Annotated in this window: 13 protein-coding genes; 1 reads left to right on the top strand and 12 read right to left on the bottom strand. The window is 73.4% G+C overall.

What is annotated here, in order from left to right; all coding sequences use genetic code 11:
* Positions 1-88: 88 nt before the first annotated feature.
* The 12 genes from QSK36_RS18935 to mraZ all read right to left on the bottom strand — a co-directional run bounded on the left by QSK36_RS18935 (position 89) and on the right by mraZ (position 15,461).
* The gene (locus QSK36_RS18935; protein WP_285783333.1) at positions 89-760 is read right to left on the bottom strand and encodes a cell division protein FtsQ/DivIB; all 672 of its coding nucleotides are present in this window, start codon (positions 758-760) and stop codon (positions 89-91) included.
* Positions 761-791: 31 nt separating this feature from the next.
* Complete coding sequence (murC, locus tag QSK36_RS18930; RefSeq protein ID WP_285783332.1) at positions 792-2,216, bottom strand: UDP-N-acetylmuramate--L-alanine ligase; 1,425 nt, start codon at positions 2,214-2,216, stop codon at positions 792-794.
* A complete protein-coding gene (gene murG / locus QSK36_RS18925) occupies positions 2,213-3,292 on the bottom strand; it encodes an undecaprenyldiphospho-muramoylpentapeptide beta-N-acetylglucosaminyltransferase (RefSeq protein WP_139574423.1) in 1,080 nt (359 codons plus the stop codon). The genes murC and murG overlap by 4 nt, the downstream gene beginning before the upstream one ends.
* 1 nt (position 3,293) lies before the next feature.
* A complete protein-coding gene (gene ftsW / locus QSK36_RS18920; protein WP_352240517.1) occupies positions 3,294-4,739 on the bottom strand; it encodes a putative lipid II flippase FtsW in 1,446 nt (481 codons plus the stop codon).
* Positions 4,736-6,112: a UDP-N-acetylmuramoyl-L-alanine--D-glutamate ligase gene (gene murD / locus QSK36_RS18915; RefSeq protein ID WP_139574425.1), complete on the bottom strand. Its 1,377-nt coding sequence runs from the start codon at positions 6,110-6,112 to the stop codon at positions 4,736-4,738. Before murD ends, ftsW begins: the two co-directional genes overlap by 4 nt.
* Complete coding sequence (gene mraY / locus QSK36_RS18910; RefSeq protein ID WP_139574426.1) at positions 6,094-7,170, bottom strand: phospho-N-acetylmuramoyl-pentapeptide-transferase; 1,077 nt, start codon at positions 7,168-7,170, stop codon at positions 6,094-6,096. Before mraY ends, murD begins: the two co-directional genes overlap by 19 nt.
* Positions 7,167-8,534, bottom strand: coding sequence for a UDP-N-acetylmuramoyl-tripeptide--D-alanyl-D-alanine ligase (locus QSK36_RS18905; RefSeq protein ID WP_285783331.1), 1,368 nt, complete (start codon positions 8,532-8,534; stop codon positions 7,167-7,169). Before QSK36_RS18905 ends, mraY begins: the two co-directional genes overlap by 4 nt.
* Positions 8,535-8,597: 63 nt before the next feature.
* The gene (locus tag QSK36_RS18900) at positions 8,598-10,169 is read right to left on the bottom strand and encodes a UDP-N-acetylmuramoyl-L-alanyl-D-glutamate--2,6-diaminopimelate ligase (protein ID WP_285783491.1); all 1,572 of its coding nucleotides are present in this window, start codon (positions 10,167-10,169) and stop codon (positions 8,598-8,600) included.
* Positions 10,170-10,248: 79 nt separating this feature from the next.
* Positions 10,249-11,979, bottom strand: a complete 1,731-nt coding sequence (locus QSK36_RS18895; protein WP_285783330.1) for a peptidoglycan D,D-transpeptidase FtsI family protein — start codon at positions 11,977-11,979, stop codon at positions 10,249-10,251.
* Between the two features lie 956 nt (positions 11,980-12,935).
* Complete coding sequence (ftsL, locus tag QSK36_RS18890; protein WP_285783329.1) at positions 12,936-13,829, bottom strand: cell division protein FtsL; 894 nt, start codon at positions 13,827-13,829, stop codon at positions 12,936-12,938.
* The gene (gene rsmH, locus QSK36_RS18885; protein ID WP_183539638.1) at positions 13,826-14,749 is read right to left on the bottom strand and encodes a 16S rRNA (cytosine(1402)-N(4))-methyltransferase RsmH; all 924 of its coding nucleotides are present in this window, start codon (positions 14,747-14,749) and stop codon (positions 13,826-13,828) included. Before rsmH ends, ftsL begins: the two co-directional genes overlap by 4 nt.
* Before the next feature lie 280 nt (positions 14,750-15,029).
* Positions 15,030-15,461 carry a division/cell wall cluster transcriptional repressor MraZ gene (gene mraZ / locus QSK36_RS18880; RefSeq protein ID WP_079318531.1) on the bottom strand — a complete coding sequence of 144 codons (432 nt, stop codon included), beginning with the start codon at positions 15,459-15,461 and terminating at the stop codon, positions 15,030-15,032.
* Between the two features lie 489 nt (positions 15,462-15,950).
* Here mraZ and QSK36_RS18875 point away from each other — a divergent pair, with 489 nt between their 5' ends.
* Complete coding sequence (locus QSK36_RS18875; RefSeq protein ID WP_285783328.1) at positions 15,951-16,931, top strand: AAA family ATPase; 981 nt, start codon at positions 15,951-15,953, stop codon at positions 16,929-16,931.
* The last annotated feature ends 51 nt before the right edge of the window (positions 16,932-16,982 follow it).

Here is a 16,982-nt window from a genome sequence, read left to right as displayed (position 1 = left end):
CCGTCCGGCGTGTCGCGCGCTGTCCTATTCACACGACGCCCTGCCGAAAGGCGGTCCCGGATCATGCGTCCACGGCCCGTGAGATATCTCACTTGACCGTCACCACCTGCGGCGAGCTGACATCGTAGCTGGTTCCCGGCTTGGCGAGGGCGGCCAGCAGGACACGTCCTTTCTGCGCCGAGCGCCCCGCGTCTCCCCATTCGACCGTACGGCCGTCGGTGAGTTTGAGCGTGATCGACCGTGGTGAGGAGACGCGCAACTCCCGCAGACGCTGCAGGACGCTCTCCGGCAGCGCCCGCAGCACGGTGAGCCCGGCCCTGGTGGCGGGGTCGTCCACGGCGGCCCGCTGGACGCGCAGCACCGGCAGCCGGGGCGGAGCCACGGCCACCTGCTGCAGGACGACGCCGTACCGGTCGATCACCGCGGTCGTCACGCCCATGGGCACGGCGGCGGCGGGGACGCGTTCGACCACGCTGATGCGCAGCGTTCCCGGCCAGCCGCGGTCGACGGTGGCCGACTCGACCGCGCGCATCGCCCGCAGCCGCTCTTCGACCCCGGCGAGGTCGACGGTGGCGAGCGGCGTGCCGGTGCGCACTCCCGCGGCCTGCCGCAGCTGCTCGGCGGGGATCCGGCTGTTGCCGGTGATCTCGACCTCCCGCACGCCGAGGACGGGCGAGAAGAACACGACCCACGTGGCGACGCCCACCACCCCGCCGGTCAGCAGGGTCGCGAGGGCCGAACGCCGGACGGCCCGCCTCACCGGTCCCCCACGCTCCGGATCACGGCCCGTATCACCGGGCGGACAGCTCCGCGACGATCTTCGGGCCGAGCTCCGTCACGTCTCCCGCGCCCATCGTCAGCACGATGTCCCCGGCACGGGCCCGGCCGGCGACGAGCGCCGGCACGGCCTGCCGGTCGGGCGCGTAGACGACCCGCTCGACGGGAAGCGGGATCTTCCCCGCGACCAGCGCGCCGGAGACCCCCGGCTCGGGGTCCTCGCGCGCGCCGTACACGTCCAGCACGACCACCTCGTCGGCGAGGCCGAGCGCCGCGCCGAACTCGTCGGCGAAGAACCGGGTGCGCGAGTACAGGTGCGGCTGGAAGACCGCGATGACCCGGCCGTCGCCGGTGACGACGTCGCGGGCGGCACGCAGGTCGGCGGTCAGCTCGGTCGGGTGATGGGCGTAGCTGTCGAAGACCGTCACGCCCGCGGCCTCGCCCTTGGACTCGAACCGCCGCTTGGCCCCGGTGAAGGCGGCCAGGCCCTCCTTGACGTCGTCGAAGCGCAGGCCGAGGTGGAGCGCCACGGCGATCACCGAGGTGGCGTTGAGCGCGTTGTGCCGGCCCGGCACGGCGAGGCGCACCTCGCCGCGTCCCGCTCCCCCGGGCACGGCGGGGCCGAGCTCCACGCCGAACTCCACACCGAGGCCGCGCGGCACCACGTCGGTCGTGCGCAGGTCGGCGCCGGCGCTCTCGCCGTACGTGACGACGGTGAGGCCGCGCTCACGCGCGACGGGCACGAGGGCGGCGGCGCCCGGGTCGTCGGCGCACACCACGAGCAGCGACCCGATCCGCTCGACGAAGCGGGCGAAACTGTCGTGGACGGCCTGGGGGTCGCCGTAATTGTCCAGGTGGTCGGCCTCGACGTTGGTCACCACGGCGATGCGCGGCGCGAGCATGAGGAACGAGCCGTCGCTCTCGTCGGCCTCCGCCACGAACACCTCGCCCGCGCCGTCGTCGGCGCCGAGCCCGGTCGTCACGAGCTGCCCGCCGACGCAGTACGACGGGTCCTCGCCGCACTTCTGCAGGGCCACGGTCAGCATCGATGTCGTCGTGGTCTTGCCGTGCGTGCCGGCGACGGCGATGCCGGTGCGGCCGGTCATGACCGAGGCCAGCGCGGCGGCGCGCGGGATCACCCGCAGGTTCTGCCGCAACGCCTCCCCCAGCTCGGGGTTGGAGTCGCGGATGGCGGTGGACACCACGACCGTGTCCACCTCCTTGATGTGGGAGGCGGCGTGGCCGACATGGATGACGGCGCCCAGCTCACGCAGCTCGGCCAGCAGCTCGGAGGGCCGCGCGTCGCTGCCCGACACCGGCACGCCCCGCTTGAGCAGGATCCGGGCGATGCCGGACATCCCGGCGCCACCGATGCCGATGAAGTGCACCCGCCCCAGGTCGGCCGCCGGGACGGGATCCACGAGCTTGACGAGACTCATCGGTGAGCGATCTCCAGCACCTTGCGGGCGAGCGCCATGTCGGCGTCCTTGCGGCCCATCCGCGATGCGGCCTCGGACATCGCGACCACACGCTCGGGGTCGTTCAGGATCGGCAGCAGCGTCTGGACGATCCAGGCGGCCGACAGGTTCGCGTCGTCGACCATCAGACCGCCCCCGGCCCGCACGATGGGCTCGGCGTTCAGGCGCTGCTCGCCGTTGCCGTGCGGCAGCGGCACGAACGCCGCGGGCAGCCCCACGGCGGTGAGCTCGGCGCAGGTCATGGCGCCCGCGCGGGACAGCACGAGGTCGGCGGCGGCGTAGGCGAGGTCCATCCGGTCGACGTACGGCAGGATGACGTACTGCGGGTCGCCCGGCGGGAGCTCCGCCTCGACGGTGTTCTTGGGCCCGATCACGTGCAGCACCTGGACGCCCGCCGCCCGCAGGTAGGGCGCGGCCTCCAGCGCCGCCTGGTTGATCGAGCGGGCGCCCTGGGAGCCGCCGAACACGAGCAGCGTCACTCGGTCGGACTCCAGCCCGAAGTACGACCGCGCCTTGTCGCCCATCGACAGGCGGTCCATCATGCTGATCTCGCGGCGCAGCGGGATGCCGATGTACTCGGCGTTCGGGAGCACGGCGTCCGGGTGGCCGGTGAAGACGTGCTCGGTGAGTCGGGCGCCGAGCCGGTTGGCCAGGCCGGGCCGGGGGTTGGCCTCGTGGACCACGATCGGCACGCCGCGCCGCCGGGCGCCGAGGTAGCCGGGCGTGGCGACATATCCTCCGAAGCCGACCAGGACGTCCGCGCCGACCTTGTCGAGGATGCCCGCGGCGCTGCCGATGGACCCGGCGAGGCGGCCTGGCACGGTGAGGAGCTGGGGACTGAGCGAGCGGGGCAACGGCACGGCGGGCACGAGTTCGAGCTCGTAGCCCCGGGCGGGCACCAGGCGGGTCTCCAGGCCGCGCTCGGTGCCGAGGCAGGTGATGCCGATCCTCGGGTCGAGCCGGCGAAGCGCGTCGGCCAGCGCGAGCGCCGGCTCGATATGGCCGGCCGTCCCGCCGCCGGCGAGGACCACCCTCATGTCACTCCCTGTTCTCGCGGACGTCTTCGCGGATGTTCTCGCGGACGTCTTCCCGGATCTTCTCGCGAATGTTGCCGCGTCCGTTCCCTGTCGTTCCTCTTCGTGCCGTCCGCGACCGTGCCGCCTGCTGACGGGCCGGTGCCCGCGAGATCACGGGCCGCCGCCCGGCGCGGCCGTTCAGGCCAAGCCAGCTTAGAGCCCGCGCGACCGGTCCCGGGCCACGGGCGGCCAGCGCCTCGGGCGCTCCGGGCTCCTGTTTGGCGAACGACACCAGCATGCCGAGCGCGGCGAGCGTCGGCAGCAGCGCCGATCCGCCGTACGACACCAGGGGCAGCGGGATGCCGGTGACCGGGAAGACCCCGATGACCGCGCCGATGTTGACGACGGCCTGACCGGCGATCCAGGCGGTGACGGCGGCGGCCGCCAACCGGACGAAGGGGTCCTTCGTCCGGATGGCGATGCGCAGCCCGGCGTACCCGAGAAGGCCGAACAGCGCGACCACCACGAGCGTCCCCATCAGCCCGAGCTCCTCGCCCAGGATCGAGAAGATGAAGTCGCTCTCCGCGTGCGGAACGTAGTTCCACTTCTGCCGGCCCGCGCCGAGCCCGAGGCCGAACCAGCCGCCGGAGCCGATGGCCATCAGTCCCTGGGCGGACTGGAACCCCTCGTTCTGCGCGGTCTCCCACACGTGCATGAAGCCGGTGAGGCGGCCGAGCCGGTACGGCTCGACGACGATCATAGTGGCGGTCGCCAGCGCGAGCAGCGCGAGGATCCCGCCGAACAGCCGCACCGGCGCGCCGACCACCCACAGCAGCGCCAGGAAGATCATCATGAGCACGAGCGTCGTGCCGAGGTCGCGCCCCAGCATGACCAGGACGGCCAGCAGGGCCACGCCCGGCATCAGCGGGATCAGCAGCTGGCGCCACTCGATGCGGCCGGCGCGCGCCCGCGTCGCGAGCAGGTCGGCGCCCCACAGCACCAGGGCCAGCTTCGCCGGCTCCGACGGCTGGACCGAGAACGGGCCGATGACGATCCACCGCTGGGCGCCCAGCAGTTCCTGGCCGAGGAAGATGACCATCAGCAGGCCGAGAATCGACAGACCCATCAGCGGATAGCCGGCCAGGCGGAAGAACCGCTGCGGCAACCGGGAGCAGACCCACATCAGGGGAAGCCCGATCGCCACCGACGTGACCTGCTTGAGGAACCAGTAGAACGGGTCGCCGGTCCGCTGCAGCGCCTCGATGCTCGACGCCGACAGCACCATCATCAGCCCGAGCGCCAGCAGCAGCGCGCTGCAGCCGAGCACCAGGTGGTAGGACGTCAGCGGGCGCGCGAGCAGCTCGCGCAGCGCGGCGAGCTGTGCGCCGGCCCAGCCGACGGGCTCGGGCCCCTGACGCTCCTTCCGCGCGGTGGCGGCGCCGGCGGAGCCGGTCGCGGGGCCCGTCACCGGGCCGCCAGCCGCCGCACGGCTCGGGCGAAGGCCTCCCCACGCGCTCCGTATCCGGCGAACATGTCCAGTGACGCCCCGGCGGGGGCGAGCAGCACGGTGTCACCCGGGGTGGCGAGCCGGGCGGCTTCGGCGACGACACGGTCCATGACCCCAGTGTCTTGCCCCGGCACGTCCACCACGGGGACATTCGCGGCGTGTCGCGCCAATGCGCGGCGGATCACATCCCGATCGGTCCCCAGTAGCACCGCGCCGCGCAGCCGGGGTGCGGACTGCCGTACGAGATCGTCGACGTCGGCGCCCTTGAGCTGGCCGCCCGCGATCCACACGACCGACTCGTAGGCGGCCAGGGACGCGGCGGCCGCGTGCGGGTTGGTGGCCTTGGAGTCGTCCACGTAGTCGACCTCGCCGACCCGGGCCACGTGGGCGATCCGGTGCGGGTCGGGCGTGAACTCCCGCAGGCCGCGCCTTACGGCCTCGGGCGGCACGCCGTACGCGCGGGCCAGGGCGGCGGCGGCGAGCGCGTTGGCGACGTTGTGCGGCGCGAACGGCCGCACGTCGGCGAGGCAGGCCAGCTCCTCCGCCGAGGTCGCCGGGTCGGCCACGAAGGCCCGGTCGACCAGCAGGTCCTCCACGACTCCCAGCTGCCCGGGCCGGGGCACGGCGAGCGTGAAGCCCACCCGTGAGGCGTACGGCTCGGCCAGGCGGGACGACGACGCGTCGTCGGCGTTGTAGACCACCGTCCCCGCTCCCGCGAAGATACGCGCCTTGGCCGCGGCGTACTCCTCCATGGAGCCGTGCCAGTCGATGTGGTCGGGCGCCACGTTGAGCACGGCCGCCGCGAGCGGGGCCAGGGTCGAGGACCAGTGGAGCTGGAAGCTCGACAGCTCCACGGCCAGCACGTCGTACGGCCCGTCGACGGCCTCGACGATGGGGACGCCGACGTTGCCCACGGCCACGGCCTTGTGCCCGGCGGCGGACAGCATGGACGTGAGCATGCGGACGGCGGTGGTCTTGCCGTTGGTGCCGGTCAGCGCCAGCCAGGGGGCCGCGGGCTCCTGCCGCAGCCGCCAGGCCAGCTCGACCTCCCCGATGACCTCGACGCCCGCGTCCGCGGCGGCGACGAGCAGCGGGTGGGTGGGACGCCAGCCCGGCGAGGTGACCAGGAGCGAGGTCGCGGCGGGCAGGGCGGGCTCGCCGAAGCGCACCTCCACGCCCAGCTCGGCGAGCTCGGCGGCCGTCGCGCGCTGCCGCTCGCCGTCCGCGGCCTCCAGCACGGTCACGCGCTCGCCGCGCGCCGCCAGGGCCCGCGCGGCGGCGGCGCCCGACACGCCGAGGCCGGCGACGACGACGTTCACTGTTTCGGCATCCATTCGAGGTAGAACAGTCCGAGACCGGCGGCGACGCACAGGGCGGCGATCAGCCAGAAGCGCACCACGATCGTCGTCTCGGCCCAGCCCGACAGTTCGAAGTGGTGCTGGAGCGGCGCCATCCGGAAGACGCGTCTGCGGGTCAGCTTGAAGGACCCGACCTGGATGATCACCGACATCGTGATGATCGCGAACAGGCCGCCCAGGATGACGAGCAGGAGCTGGGTCCGGGTGGTGAAGGCCAGGCCGGCGATCACGCCGCCGAGGGCCAGCGAGCCGGTGTCACCCATGAAGATCTTGGCGGGCGGGGCGTTCCACCACAGGAAGCCCAGACAGGCGCCCAGCACCGCCGCAGCGACCACCGCCAGGTCGAGCGGATCTCGCACCCAGTAGCAGTTGGGGCCGAAGCCGACCGTCGTGCAGCTGTTGCGCAGCTGCCAGTTGCCGATCAGCACGTACGCCGCGAGGACCAGGCAGGTGGCGCCGGAGGCCAGGCCGTCGAGGCCGTCGGTCAGGTTCACCGCGTTCGAGAAGCCCACGATGAAGAACACGACCCAGATCATGAACCCGATCAGCCCGATCGACGGCCCGATGTCCCGCAGGAACGACACGCGCGTCTCCGCGGGGGTCACGGCGTAGGCGTTGGGGAACCGCAGGACGAGCACCGCGAAGATCGCCCCGACGACGAGCTGCCCGCCCGCCTTGGCGCCGCTGCGCAGGCCCAGGCTCCGCTGCTTGTAGATCTTGATGAAGTCGTCGAGGAAGCCGACCGCGCCGAGGCCCGTCATCAGGAACAGCACCAGCAGTCCCGATGCCGTCGGGGGGTCGCCGACGGCCGAGAAGACGGTCGCCCCGTGGGCCACGAAGTAGCCGATCAGCGACGCGATGACGATCACCGTGCCGCCCATCGTGGGAGTGCCCTTCTTGTCGTAGTGTCCCGACGGGCCCTCCTCCCGGATGTTCTGGCCGTAGCCCCTGCGGGCGAACAGCCGGATGGCCAGCGGCGTGCCGACCATGGAGAGAATCAGCGAGATCGCCCCCGCGATGAGGATGTTCCTCACCGGGCGTCACCTCCGAGGATCGCCTCGGCGACCCGCTCGAGTCCGGCCGCACGCGGCCCTTTCACCAGCACCACGTCGCCCGGCGCGAGCCGGTCCGACAACTCCCGCGCCGCCGCCGAGGCGTCCGGGACGTGGATCGCGCCGGGCGCGCCCCGGAGCACCGGCTCGGCGTCCTCCCCCACGACGACGACCGCCTCCAGGCCCGCGCCCGCGGCCAGCCGCCCGAGGTCCTCGTTCAGCGCCGGACTGTCCTCGCCGAGTTCGCGCAGCGCGGCGATCACCGCGAACCGCCGCCGCCCCTCCCCCATCACCGCGAGGCTGCCGAACGCGGCCCGCATGGAGTCGGGGTTGGCGTTGTAGGCGTCGTTGATCACGGTCACGCCGTCGGGCCGCTCGGTGACCTCCATCCGCCAGCGGCTGCGCGGCTCGGCCGCCGACAGCTCCTCGGCGATGTCGGCCACCGGCAGCCCCAGCTCGTGCGCGGCCGCCGCGGCGGCCAGGGCGTTCTCGACCGTGTGCGCGCCGTACAGGCGCAGCCGGACCGGAGCGGTGCCGGACGGCGTGCGCAGCGTGAACGAGGCGCGGCCGGTCGCGTCGAGCGTCTCGTCCTCCGCCCGCACGTGCGCCTCCGGCGAGCGCCCGAAGTAGGTCACCCGCGCGCTCGTACGGCCGGCCATCGCGCGCACCAGCGGGTCGTCGGCGTTGAGCACGGCGACCCCGTCGGCGGGCAGCGCCTCGACGAGCTCGCCCTTCGCCTGCGCGATCGCCTCCTTGCCGCCGAACACCCCGAGGTGCGCGGTGCCGACGTTGAGCACGACGCCGATGCGCGGCGGGGCGATCCTCGCGAGGTAGGCGATGTGGCCGATGTTGCGCGCGCTCAGCTCCAGGACCAGGAACCGGGTGGTCTCGTCGGCCTTGAGGACGGTCAGCGGGTGGCCGATCTCGTTGTTGAACGAGCCGACGGGGGCGACCGTGGGGCCGAGCCGGCCGGCGAGACCGGCCAGCAGGTCCTTGGTCGTGGTCTTGCCCGCGGATCCGGTCACCCCGACCACGGTCGTGCCGGGCAGCTCCGACAGCACGGCGGTGGCGAGGGAGGCCAGGGCCGCGAGCGGGTCGCCCACGATCACGGCCGGCGCCTCGACGGGCCGGGTGGCGAGGACGGCGGCGGCGCCGGCGTCGCGGGCCTGCCGGGCGAAGTCGTGCCCGTCGGCCCGTTCACCCTTGATCGCCACGAACAGCGAGCCCGGTCCGGCCGCCCGTGAGTCGATCACGACGGGCCCCCGGACCACGGCCGCGGGGTCGGCCGCCCCGTTCAGCGCTCCGGACGTGATCTCGGCGACCCGGGCCAGCGGCATCGGGATCATGGTGTCTTTCCTGCTCTCTTTCGCGTCGCTAACTCGGCCGCCAGGGCACGGCCCGGCACCGGCTCACGCATCGGCGGCCTCTCGCGCCGCCCGCCGCGCCCGGCTCCGCTCCGCGATGGCCGCGGCGGCCACCTCGCGGTCGTCGAAGGGAACGACCTCGCCCCCGACATACTGCCCCTGCTCGTGTCCCTTGCCGGCCACAACTACCACATCTCCGGGCGCCGCACCGCCGATCGCCAGGCGGATGGCGGCCGCCCGGTCCGGCTGCACGACCACGTGGCCCCGCTCCTTGATGGGTACCCGCAGCGCGCCCTCCAGCATCGCGGCGAGGATCGCGAGCGGGTCCTCCGTGCGAGGGTTGTCGCTGGTGAACACGGCCAGGTCGGCGAGGCGGACGGCGGCCTCGCCCATCATCGGGCGCTTGCCGCGGTCGCGGTCGCCGCCGCAGCCCAGCACGATCACCAGGCGGCCTCCCGGTCCGTCGTCCAGCACGGCGCGCAGCGAGCGCAGGACCGACTCCACCGCGCCCGGCTTGTGCGCGTAGTCCACGATCACCTGGACGTCGTCCGCGCCCGGCACCTGCTCCATCCGGCCCGGCACGCCGCCGAACTCGCCGACGCCGGTCACCGCGGCCTGCAGCGGGACCCCTGCCTCCACCAGCGCCACCAGCGCGCCGAGCGTGTTGGCCACGTTGAACGGGCCGGGCAGGGCCACCGACACCTCGGCCTCGACCCCGCCGGGACCGACCAGGCGGAACGTGCTGCCGGCGGAGCCGAGGCGCACGTCCTCGGCGCGCCAGTCGGCCTCCGGCGCCCCGGCGGCGGAGAACGTGGTGATCGGGATCTTGGCCGTGGCGGCCAGCTCCCGTCCGTGGGCGTCGTCGATGTTCACCACGCCCGCCCGGCTGAGCTCGGGGGTGAACAGCCGCGCCTTGGCCGCGAAGTAGTCGTCCAGGTCGCGGTGGAAGTCCAGGTGGTCCTGCGAGAGGTTGGTGAAGATCGACACGTCGTAGAACAGGCCGTCCACACGGCCGAGCGCCAGGGCGTGGCTGGAGACCTCCATGGCCGCCGCGCTCACGCCCCGCTCGCGCATCAGCGCGAACAGCCCCTGCAGGTCGGTCGCCTCCGGGGTGGTCAGCTCGGGGGTGAACCGCACGTCGCCCGCGCGGATCTCCACGCCGCCGACCAGGCCGGTGCGGTGACCCGCCGCCCGCAGGCCCGCCTCCAGCAGGAACGTCGAGGTGGACTTGCCGCTGGTGCCGGTGACGCCGATGAGCGTGACGCCGGCCGCCGGCCTGCCGTACACCCAGGCGGCGACCTCGCCGAGCACCGCCCTCGGGTCGGGCACGACGAGCACCGGCAGCCCGGTGGCGGCGGCCCGGTCGCGGCCCTCCTCGTCGGTCAGGATCGCCGTCGCGCCCGACGCCAGGGCGTCGCCGGCGAACTCCGCGCCGTGCCGGGCGTTGCCGGGCACGGCCACGTACAGGTCGCCGCGCCGCACCCGGCGCGAGTCGAGGGTGATGCCGGTGACCGTGCCGCGCACCGCCCGCGCTCCGGGGGACGGGACGGCCGACGACGTGCCGAGCAGGGACGCCAGCGCGGACAGCGGACGGGCCTGGACGGCCTCGGGACGCATGGACGACGGGGAACGCACGGCGAGAGCGTACCCCCCTCCGTCGCTCGCCCCGGCCACTCCTGCTCCGGTCACTCCGCCGTCACTCCGACGGGCGAAGGACCATCGCGGGCGCCTTCGTACCGGTCGGCGGGATCTTCCTGCTCTTCAACGCGAAAGTCATGACGTCCTTGAACACCGGGGCGGCGACGGAGCCGCCGTAGTGGTCTTTCTTCGGGTCCTGGATGACCGCCAGGGCCATCAGCCGGGGCTGGTCCGCGGGGGTGAAGCCGACGAACGTGGCGGTGTACCCGCAGTATCCCGCGCACTTCTCGTCGTATCGCATGGCGGTGCCGGTCTTGCCCGCGACACGGTAGCCCTCGATCGAGGCCTCCTCTCCCGTGCCCTCGTGGCCCACCACGGCCTCCAGCATCAGCGCGATCTTCTTGGCGGTGGTCTCGCTGATCACCCGCGTGCCCTTGGCCGCGGGGCTGGGGACGAACGCGCCGTGCTCGTCGGTGGTGCCCGCCACGATCGAGGGGGTCACCCGCACTCCGCCGTTGGCGATCGTCTGGTAGACGCTGGCCATCTGCAGCGCGGTGACCGAGATGCCCTGGCCGTAGGCGATCGTACAGCGCTGGCTGCCCGACCATGTCTGCCACTGCGGCAGCAGGCCGGCCTGCTCGCCGGGGACACCCGATCCGCTGCGCGCGCCGAATCCGAAGGACCGGAACATGTCGTACAGCCGCTGGCTGGAGATCTTCTCGGATACCATGATCGTGCCGACGTTGCTCGACTCGGCGAGGATCCCGGTGAACGTCAGCGGCTCGGGCTTGTGCGGGTGGGCGTCCTTGAGCTGCTGGTCGGCGCACTGGATGTGGTCGGGCACGCGGAAGACGGTGTCGGGGGTGACGACGCCCGCCTCCATCGCCGCCGCGGCCGTGATCACCTTGTTGGTGCTGCCCGGCTCGAACACCTCGGACGCCGCGCGGTTGGCGCGGTCCTCGGCCGGGTCCGACTGCCAGTCGTTGAGATTGGCCTGGGGTGCGTTCGCCATGGCGAGGATCTGCCCGGTCCGCACGTCCATGACGATCACGCTGCCGCTGCGCGCCCCCGTCGCGCGGACCTGCCGGTCGAGCGCCTGCTCCGCGGCCCACTGGATGTCCCTGTCGACGGTCAGGCGCACGTCCCGCCCGGGCACCGGCGCCTCGCGCTGGCTGCGCGTCATCGGGATGCGCTGCCGGTTCGCGCCGAGCTCGACGCTCTGCTTGCCGTCCTTGCCCGCCAGGATGTCGTCGTACGCGCTCTCCAGGCCCTCCAGGCCCCTGCCGTCGACGCCGACGAAGCCGAGCAGGCCGCCCGCGAGCGAGCCCCCGGGATAGAGGCGGCGGTAGGTCTCCTTCATGCCCACGCCCTTGAGCTCGAAGCCCATGATGCGCTTGGCCCGCGGCGGCTCGACGTTACGGGCCAGCGGGATGTACCGCTGGGTGGTCTTGGCCAGCGCGGCGGCGATCTCCTCCTTGGGCTTGTTCAGCTCCCGTGCCAGCGTGGTGGCGACCAGGTCGCGCTTGTCCGGGTCGACGTCCTTGGGGTCGACGTAGATCTCCCTGGCCTCCACCGTCACGGCGAGGTCGTGGCCCCCGGCGTCGGTGATCGAGCCGCGCCGCGCCGGCAGCGTCTCGGGCCGCACGCGCTGCTCCGCTGCCCTCGCCTGGAGCACCTTGGAGTCGAAGCCCTGGAGCTGGACCAGCCGGCCGGCGAACAGCGACAGCACGATCGCCATCACCACCAGCGCCGCCCTCAGCCGCCGGGCGGGGTTGCCCAGCCGGAGCACGGCGGGCGGACGCGGCGGGCCCGGCGGGCCTGAAGAACGCTGCGGTCCGTGCGGTCCCAGGGGACGCTGGGGGCGCGGCGGGGCGCCGCCGGTGCGGGGACGGCCCGCGCCGGTCCCGCCGGGCGCTCCCGGCGCGGACGGCCGCGGTGCGCCGGTCCTGCCCGGAGCCCCTGCCCTCGCCGAAACGGCGTCGCCGGACGTTCCCGATGTTCCAGGGACGCCGGGTCTGCCGGGTCTGCCGGGAGCACCGGACTTTCCGGCGGCACCGGACTTTCCGGAAGCGCCGGACTTTCCTGGGGCACCGGAACGCGGGTCGCCGGCGGCCGCGGTGCGTGGGCGGCCGGGAGCGCCGGACGCGGCTCCCCGCGCGCCGTGACCCGGCGCGCCGCCACGCGGGCGGTCAGAGGTTCCTGGCGCACCCGCCCGCGACTGCCCGGATCCCGCGCCACGCGGCCGGTCCCCGTCGTCGCCCGATCCGCTCGCGCGCGCGCCACGCGGACGCCCCTCACCCGGGGCCGGGTGCTGCGCGACGGCGCGGCGCGGGCCGCCGCCGGGCACGCCGGGCTCGCCCCTTCGCGGCGTGCGAGAGGGCGGGACCGATCCGCCCGGCGCCGGCCGGCGCCTCCCGGGCGACTCGCCGGTGCGGCCGCTCCGGGCGTCGTCGCGCCCGCCCGCGGCGTCGCGCGCACCGTCCGCCCGGCCGCCGCCCTGCTTGCCTCCGCCTTCCGGGGCACCGCCGGTCCTGCCGCGCCGTGCCGTTCCGCCGGTCGCGCCGCCCGTCGCGTCGTCGCGTCCGGGGTCGGCGGGTCTGCCGGGACGTCCGGGCTTCGGCGGCCCGTCCTGACGGGACGGCCGCCCCGGGGAGCCCGGGCTCCTCCTGTCACCGCCCGGGCCCTGGCCACCGCCTCGCCCGCTGGGACCCCCGCGGCCGGGACCCGGGTTCCGGCCGCTGTCTCTCACCGGTCCGTGCCCTCCTTCTGGGCCTGCTCCTGCGCCGCCGCGCCGCCGCCCGCGTCGATGAAGTCCGGCGCCGACGTGTCGGGTTCGAGACCCTGCGCCGCGGCCTGATCGCCCAGCGGGCCCGGCTGCGTCCACTGGCGGAGCTGGTTCTCCTGCTCCGCGGCCTGCTCGTGGAGCTCGTCGATGCTCGACTGCAGGTCGCTCAGCCTGAACGAGTCCTGCGAGAGGACCACGTTCAGCAGCAGGAGGGTCACCAGGCCGCCGCACATGAGGCCCACGACGAGCAGCACGAAGGGCGCACGCGGCGGCCGCCGGAACGCCCGCCGCGCCATTGTGGCACGCGCGGTCGCCGCCGGCCGGGTTTCCGAGCCGCCGCGCCGGACGCGCCGCGGAGCGGGCGCGACCTCGGTGAGGCCCCGGGCCTCACGGGACGGCGCGGGACGGGTGGCCGTGCGGGATCCGACCGTGCCGGGCGCGGCTGTGCCGGAAGCGGCGGGGGCGGCCGTACGCGTCCGGGAGCCGTCGCGCTTCGGGGCCGCGACGGATCCCGCGGACGCCGCGCCACCCGGCCGGGTGGCCGCGGCCGTCTCACTCCGGCGCGCGTCCGTACGAGCCTTCCGGGGGGCCGGGACCGCCTCACGGCGGAGCCGGCCGTCCGCGCCAGGCCGGGAAGCCGGGGCGGCCTCCCCGCGACGGCTCTCCGCGCCGCCGCGGGGAGCCGGGACGGCCTCGCGTGTGCGGTCGTCGCCCGCTGTGGGCGCGCCGGGGCGGACGCGGCGCTTCTCCGGAGCGGCGACGGCCTCGCCCGCCGTCGCGGCGGTCCGGCCGGGCACGCGGGGCGGCGCGGCCGTGCGCCCGGCCGCCCTCCTGCTCTCCTGCTCTGTCCTCATCCCTCGCGGATCCTCTCTGCCGCCCGCAAGCGGGCCGAGGCCGCCCGCGGGTTGCGGGCCACCTCCTCGTCGTCCGGGAGCTCCGCTCCCCTCGTCAGAAGGCGGAACCGGGGCTGGTGAGCCTCCAGGGGGACCGGCAGCCCGGGGGGGCTGGTGTCCCTGGTTCGCGCCACGAGGACCTGCTTGGTGAGCCGGTCCTCCAGGGAGTGATAGGCGAGCACGACCACGCGCCCGCCCAGCACCAGCGCGTCGAGCGCGGCGGGGAGCGCGCGCTCGAGCGCCGACAGCTCTCCGTTCACCTCGATGCGCAGCGCCTGGAACGTTCTCTTCGCCGGGTTGCCCCCGGTCCGCCTCGTGGCGGCGGGTATCGCCGCGCGGACCAGGTCGGCAAGCCGTTTCGTGCTGGTGATGGGGTCCTTGGCGCGCTCCTTGACGATGAGGTTCGCGACGCGTGCCGCGAAGCGCTCCTCGCCGTAGTCGCGCAGGATGCGGGTGAGGTCCGCGGCGGAGTAGGTGTTCACCACACGCTCGGCGGTGAGCTCCTGCTCGCGGTCCATCCGCATGTCGAGGGGGGCCTCGTAGGAATAGGCGAAACCGCGCTCGGCCTCGTCGAGCTGAGGGGAGGACACGCCGAGGTCGAACAGCGCGGCGTCCACGCGGGGCCGTCCGGCGTCACGGAGCACGTCGGCCAGTTCGTCGGAGACGGCGCGCACCAGAGTGATCCGGTCCGCGTACGGCGCGAGCCGGGCGGTGGAACGCTCGATGGCGGTGGGGTCGCGGTCGATGCCGACGAGGTGGAGAGAGGGGTGGGCGGCCAGAAGCGCCTCGGCGTGCCCGCCGAGACCGAGGTTGGCGTCCACGGCCACCGGCTCCGGTCCGGACAACGCCGGAGCGAGCAACTCCAGCACGCGATCGAGCATGACCGGAACGTGACCACCCGGCTGACCGGGCTCGTGCGACAACGCTTCCAACCCCCATTTACGCCGCAGTACTCGCGGATTCGCGGCTGTGCCGCCGGTGACTACCCAACGGACCCCCACCCATGCCGGTTCCCTGAGAACCGACCCGTCCGGCCAGGTCCCCATCCGCGTCGGCCGTGGCGTCTGACACCGGGGAAGGTGCATCAGCTGCCACATGGGAGCGGGTGGAGACCTCGCCGAACGTCACCGACGGGTCAATTGATCAAAAGAAAGGACCGATCTACAGAATCCCGGGCAGCACCTCCTCCGAAAGATCGGAGAATGCCTGCTCCTGAGCCTCCAGGTAGGTGTCCCATGCCTGGGCGTCCCAGATCTCCAGCCGCGTGTTGGCGCCGATCACGACGCAGTCACGTTCCAGCCCGGCGTACCGCCGCAGCGTCTGGGGAATCGTGATGCGTCCCTGCTTGTCCGGCACCTCGTCGGACGCGCTGGCGAAGAAGACACGGCTGTAGTCGCGGACCGCCTTCGCCGTCACCGGAGCGGTGCGCAGGGCCTCGGTGATGCGCTGGAACTCCTCTACGGGGAAGACGTAGAGGCAGCGCTCCTGGCCTTTGGTGATCACCAGACCCTCCGCCAGCTCCTCGCGATACTTCGCCGGCAGGAACAGCCGTCCTTTGTCGTCGAGGCGCGGGTGGTGGGTGCCGAGGAACACCGGACCCACCTCCTGTGCCTTGTGGAGCGCTCAGCGCTATAGCCCCTGCCCTCCACTGCGCACCACCATACTCCACTTCTCCCCACCGTCAACTGATTCTGAGCGTGTCGGCATTCAAAATCGGCGGCGTTTTCGCAGGTGAAATGGGGTGGGTCGGAGTGGGGCGCCGCGGCGCCCCCCGGCCCGCGCACGGGCGTGTCGAGCCCACGGAAACCCCGGCGCGTACGGGGTTCCCGGCGGCGGCCGGGGCCCGGTGGAGGAAACCGGTGGGGGGAAGTGGAGCGCGCCGGGACGGCCGGGCTTCGCGTGTCACGGGATTCGGACGAACGCGCCACGTGACCGTGAAGAGATGCCACAACACTGTGGGCAGTTCACCCGGATTTCCGGACAAAGTCGCCCTAGAACCAGAGGGGACATAGGGTCAGTACACAGAATGGAAAAGGAACGTTTAACGCCCCATTCTCGGGGACGCACCCTCATGGAGGCCTGGTGGCAGTAACTACCGACGTCACCGATGCTTCAGCCCGGCTCGAGGATCTGATCGACACCGCCCACCGGATCCGCAACTCGATCGAATCAGTGATCGAGGGCAAGAGCGACGTCGTCCGCCTTACTCTCACCGTGCTCCTGGCGGAGGGCCACCTGCTGATCGAGGACGTGCCCGGCGTGGGCAAGACGATGCTCGCCAAGGCCCTGGCGCGCTCGATCGACTGCCCGGTCAAGCGCGTCCAGTTCACCCCCGACCTGCTGCCGAGCGACATCACCGGAGTCAGCGCGTACAACCAGCAGACGCGGGAGTTCGAGTTCAAGCCCGGACCGGTCTTCGCCAACATTGTCGTCGGCGACGAGATCAACCGCGCCTCCCCGAAGACGCAGTCCGCCCTCCTGGAGTGCATGGAGGAGCATCAGGTCACGGTCGACGGCGTGACCTACGCGCTGGAGTCGCCGTTCATGGTCATCGCGACGCAGAACCCGATCGAGATGGAGGGCACCTATCCCCTCCCCGAGGCGCAGCGCGACCGCTTCACCGCCAAGATCGCGATGGGGTACCCGGAGCCGGCCGCCGAGCTGGAGATGCTCGACGTGCACGGCGCCTCCCAGCCGCTGGACAAGATGGACCCGGTCGCGACCACGGCCGAGGTGGCCGCGCTGATCCAGGCCGTCCGCGCGGTCTACGTCTCCCAGCCGGTCAAGCGCTACGCCGTCGACATGGTGTCCGCCACCAGGCACTCCCCCGACCTGCGGCTCGGCGCCTCCCCGCGGGCCACCCTTCATCTGGTGCGCAGCGCGCGGGCCCACGCCGCGCTGTCCGGCCGCGACTACGTGATCCCGGACGACCTGCAGGACCTGGCCGTCCCCGTGCTGGCGCACCGCCTGCTGCCGAGCATGGAGGCGCAGGGGCAGCGCCGCCACCCCGAACAGCTCGTCGGCGAGCTGGTGCGGCGCGTCCCCGTCCCCGACGCCAAGTAGCGGACGCGAGTGAGCCGGGCGTACGCCCGGCGATGTGACAGTGAGCAAGTG

Origin of the sequence: Microbispora sp. NBRC 16548 (assembly GCF_030268985.1) — a bacterium.
GTDB classification, from domain to species: domain Bacteria; phylum Actinomycetota; class Actinomycetes; order Streptosporangiales; family Streptosporangiaceae; genus Microbispora; species Microbispora catharanthi.
This window is presented reverse-complemented; position numbering and strand designations above follow the sequence as displayed.